This window comes from Halomonas sp. (assembly GCF_014859505.1).
Classification (GTDB): domain Bacteria; phylum Pseudomonadota; class Gammaproteobacteria; order Pseudomonadales; family Halomonadaceae; genus Halomonas.
On the sequence record NZ_JACUUD010000190.1, the window covers coordinates 1 to 4,107 of the forward strand.

Annotated in this window: 4 protein-coding genes; 2 read left to right on the forward strand and 2 right to left on the reverse strand. The window is 60.8% G+C overall.

Annotation, left to right across the window (positions count from 1 at the left end):
• On the reverse strand, positions 1–1,558 hold a 1,558-nt coding region (locus IBX53_RS15065), incomplete at its 3' end, for a hypothetical protein (RefSeq protein WP_290910876.1).
• A gap of 164 nt (positions 1,559–1,722) precedes the next feature.
• Between IBX53_RS15065 and IBX53_RS15070 the strand changes: the two genes are divergently transcribed.
• Positions 1,723–3,300 carry an ATP-binding protein gene (locus tag IBX53_RS15070; protein ID WP_290910878.1) on the forward strand — a complete coding sequence of 526 codons (1,578 nt, stop codon included), beginning with the start codon at positions 1,723–1,725 and terminating at the stop codon, positions 3,298–3,300.
• Positions 3,297–3,749, forward strand: a complete 453-nt coding sequence (locus tag IBX53_RS15075; RefSeq protein WP_290910881.1) for a hypothetical protein — start codon at positions 3,297–3,299, stop codon at positions 3,747–3,749. The genes IBX53_RS15070 and IBX53_RS15075 overlap by 4 nt, the downstream gene beginning before the upstream one ends.
• Before the next feature lie 45 nt (positions 3,750–3,794).
• On the opposite strand, the gene IBX53_RS15080 is transcribed toward IBX53_RS15075, so the two are convergent.
• Positions 3,795–4,076 (reverse strand): BPSL0761 family protein, encoded by a 282-nt coding sequence (locus IBX53_RS15080; protein WP_367171619.1) that lies wholly within the window; start codon positions 4,074–4,076, stop codon positions 3,795–3,797.
• Positions 4,077–4,107: the final 31 nt, after the last annotated feature.

Below are 4,107 nucleotides of genomic sequence, written 5' to 3' on the forward strand. Positions count from 1 at the left end.
GCAGCCGGGCGATCATCTCCCACCAGTCATCGGGGCCGGCCAGGTGGGTCGACCATTCAGCGGCTGTTGCCGGCGGCGCGCCCTCCAGGGGCAGCAGCAGCGCCCACCCGGGAAGATCGACATGGGCGGGTACCGCCTCGATCTGCTGCAGACGCTCCAGGGTGATCATGCCGGGCGGCAGCGAACGCACCAGTGCAAGCTCCGCCTCAGGATCGCGCATCACGGTGAGGCGCTGCCCGTGACGGAAGACCTGGACGCTTTCACCCTCCTCCGGCGGTACGTCGATGCCATCGTAGTCGAAGCCAACCAAGGCGGCGCCCACCTCGATCCAGCGCGGCACCATGGCGCCATCGCGATAGCTCAGCTGACCGGTGGCGATTTTCATGGTGACCTTGAGGCGTGGCGCCACCCCCTGCAGAGTATGCTCTTCCACCGCCTGGGGCACCGGCAACCGCTGGGACAACCCCGGCGCCTGCTGCAGGCGCTCGGTAAGCCATCCACTCATCGCCGGGGGCAGCGGCGGGGCTCGGCGAAGGCGCACCAGCAGCTCGGGGTCACCCTCCAGACGCCCGAAGCGACCACGCCTTTCATCGAGATAGCAGAGTTCGGCGCCGGCCCGCACGATCACGGCCTCATCCGAGACCACGTCTGCTGGATCGGTGTCCGCACGGAGGTGCTGATTGCCACCGGCGTCGGGCTCCCAGGCCAGGGTCAGCCGACAGGCCGGGCCCAAGTCAAGCATGGCGCCGGTCTGCTTGGGATAAAAGAGCAAAGGCGGCGTGTCGCTCTCCAGCAGCGACCAGAGTGCGCGCGCCTGGAAAGCGTGGATGATCGGACTCCACAACTGCTCGTATCCCACACTGGAGAACTGGCGGCGCTGCTCGCCAAGCATCAACAACTCCAGGGCCTCCTCCTGATCGAGCGAGAGCGCTTGAGGCGATCTTGGAGTAAAGCCGCCGCCATGACGCACCATGATGGGGCGAGGCTTTACCCAGCCGTTTCCCTGTGCACGCCGCTTGGTCGGCCGAACCCAGACTGGCGATACTTGGAGGGTGGGCGAACGCGGGTTCGCGTCGATCTCCAGGAACAGCGCCAGGCGGTAGTCGTCCTCCAGCGTTTCGGCGTAGCGCTTTCCCTCAGGGGGCGACTCGAGCTCGGCCAGCCACGACTCCCAGCGTTGCTCCAATAGTGACGTCTCGTCCCGGTGAGGAATGCCATCGGCCTCTACGTCATCGATGAAGCTCTGGGTCACCGCCACCGCATACTTGCACTGACGGCCCACGGGGCAGCTGCAGTCACTGACCACGCCCATGCCGGGGTTATCGGGGTTCACAGCCAGTCTGGTGAGGTAGCGACTGCGCCCACTGCCATCCACCTGGGCCCTCAGCACCAGCATCGCGCCCTCATGCTCGAGGCGCATGCCCTTTCGTACCCGGCCCTGCCGCGCATAGGCCAGTCCGCGACTCAAGGAGCCCGCATCGAAGCTGCGCTGCCACTGGATATCTTGCAAGGCGTGGTAAAGCATCAAGGCGGGAGCGATGGGATGGGTGTCAAACACACTAGCTCCTCAAGGCGTGAAGGCAGGGAAGGTATTGGAGCGAATTGACAGGATCTCTGCAACCCGGGCACGCGCCCGCTCACCGGGCATCGGCGTACCACTCGGCCTCGCATGCTATGCTCCCCATCATCGCCACCTACCATTCTCGCTCGCAGGAGGTTGCCTTGTCCGTCACCGGGAAGAAACGCTTGCCCATCGGGATCCAGACCTTCTCCGAGATCATCGACGGGGGCTATTACTATGTCGACAAGACCCCGGTGATCGAGCGCCTGGTCCAGCAGAACAAGTACTACTTCCTCTCCCGCCCGCGACGCTTCGGCAAGAGCCTGCTGCTGGATACCCTTCGCTGCCTGTTCGAGGGACGAAAGACGCTGTTCGAAGGGCTCTACCTTCATGACCGCTGGGACTGGCAGCAGACCCATCCTGTCATCCGCCTCAGCTTTGGCAGCGGTGTGATGCGCACCCGCGAGGAACTCGATGAGCGCATTCGCCACCAACTGCGCAAGAGCCGCGAGTACCTTGACCTGCCCACCACGCCCAAGACAGATATTCCCGGTGAGTTCTCGGACCTGTTGGAGCTGGCGCACCAGGCAACGGGCCAACCGGTTGTGTTGCTGATCGATGAGTATGACAAGCCAATCCTCGACAACCTGCTAGCGCCCGAAAAAGCGCGCGAGCTACGTGAGGGGCTGAAAAATCTCTATAGCGTGATCAAGGACGCTGACCCGCACCTGCACCTGGTGCTGATCACCGGTGTCTCCAAGTTCAGCAAGGTCAGTCTGTTTTCGGGGCTCAACAACCTTAACGATATCACCCTGGATACCCCTTTCAACACGATCTGCGGATATACCGACGACGATATCGATAGGGTCTTCGCCCCGGAGTTACCGGGGCTGGATCGAGACGAGATCCGCCGCTGGTACAATGGCTATCGCTGGGGAGGACCGGAAATGACCTCCGTCTACAACCCCTTCGACGTGCTGTTGCTGCTTCAGAAACGTGAATTCGGGCCTTACTGGTTCGAGAGCGCCACGCCAACGTTTCTGGTGGATATCCTCCAGCGTCGAGGGGTCTTCACGCCTCAGTTGGATAGGCTGCAGGCCAAGGCTCAGCTGCTTGGGCGCTTTGACGTCGACGACATCACTACCGAGGGATTGCTGTTCCAGACCGGATATATCACCATCAAAGACGTTCTGGAGCCCATGCTGGGATTCAAGCTTTACACGCTGGGCTTCCCGAACCGGGAGGTCGAGAGCAGTCTCAACGACCTGCTTCTGCCTGTACTTGGCATCAGCCAAAGCGAAGCCCAGACCCACCAACTAAGTCTACTGGATATCCTTCAGCGACACGATTTGGCAGGCCTAGAGGCCCACCTCAAGGCACTCTATGCTGGCCTGCCCCACGACTGGTACCGCAACAACCCAATCGCCAGGTATGAAGGCCACTATGCCAGCGTTTTTTACAGCCACTTCGCCGCACTGGGGCTCGACATCACCGTAGAAGACGCCAGCCATCACGGTCGGGTGGACATGACCGTAGAAGCCTTCGGCCACCTCTACCTGTTCGAATTCAAGGTGGTAGAGCAGTTACCCGAGGGTAAGGCGCTGGAACAGATCCAGGCCCGCGGTTATGCCGACAAGTACCGCGCCACCGGCAAGCCGATTCACCTAATCGGGGTGGAGTTCTCCCGGGAGAAGCGGCAGATCGTGGCGTTTGATACCGCGACGGAGAGCCCGCCATGACAACGACACACGATCCGCTTGGGATGATATTTGCCTACCGTGTTTTCGATCTCCGCGACCGCTTCCCCGAGCCAGTAGAAACGTTTCGCGAGGCTCTGGAGTGCCTGCAAAGCGACCGCGCTTATCTGCCGGAGCTCAGCGGCGATATCGTGGCCTATCTACGTGGCGGCTACGCCATCACGATCCCTGCCGCCTTTTTTCTACGGCGACAGGGTAATCAGGTCGTCTTGGCGAGCCCTGAAGAAAACGAGCGGATAGAGGCAGAGGTCATAGCTTGGCTGCGCAAGGCCGTGTCAGAGCAAGCGGCGCATCTAGACAAACCGCTGCCGGTCTCGAAGCGCCCATATACCCTGGATGAATTGCTGACCCAGTGTGATCCAAATGCCGCCGACTCTGAAGAACTTCGGCAGTGGCGGGCCATGCCAGGTGTGGGACGAGAAGAGTGGTGAGCGAGCAATGCGGGATGAGCTGACGCAGCCGAACGCCTGAGCTTGCTACTCTTCAATAAAGGAGCTGAAGGTCGGTTCAAAGAGGGTCTCCTCTGTCAACCGCTCTTCTACACGACCAGCCAGAAGCATTTCTGAGCGAGACGGATAGTGACGAAGCAAATGCTTCGCTTGCCGACGAACAGAGTCGGGGAGAGAGGCGTCTTGGGAGATCTCGTGCAAGAACTCCCGAGTATGAATTACAGCTCGTGTCCGCTCGGATGGCATGGTCATCAATATCTCCCCTGTCAAGCCAAATCCATATGAAGTGACGAAGAACCCAATCAACATTCATGAGGAAAAAATATCAAGACTTCCCGCT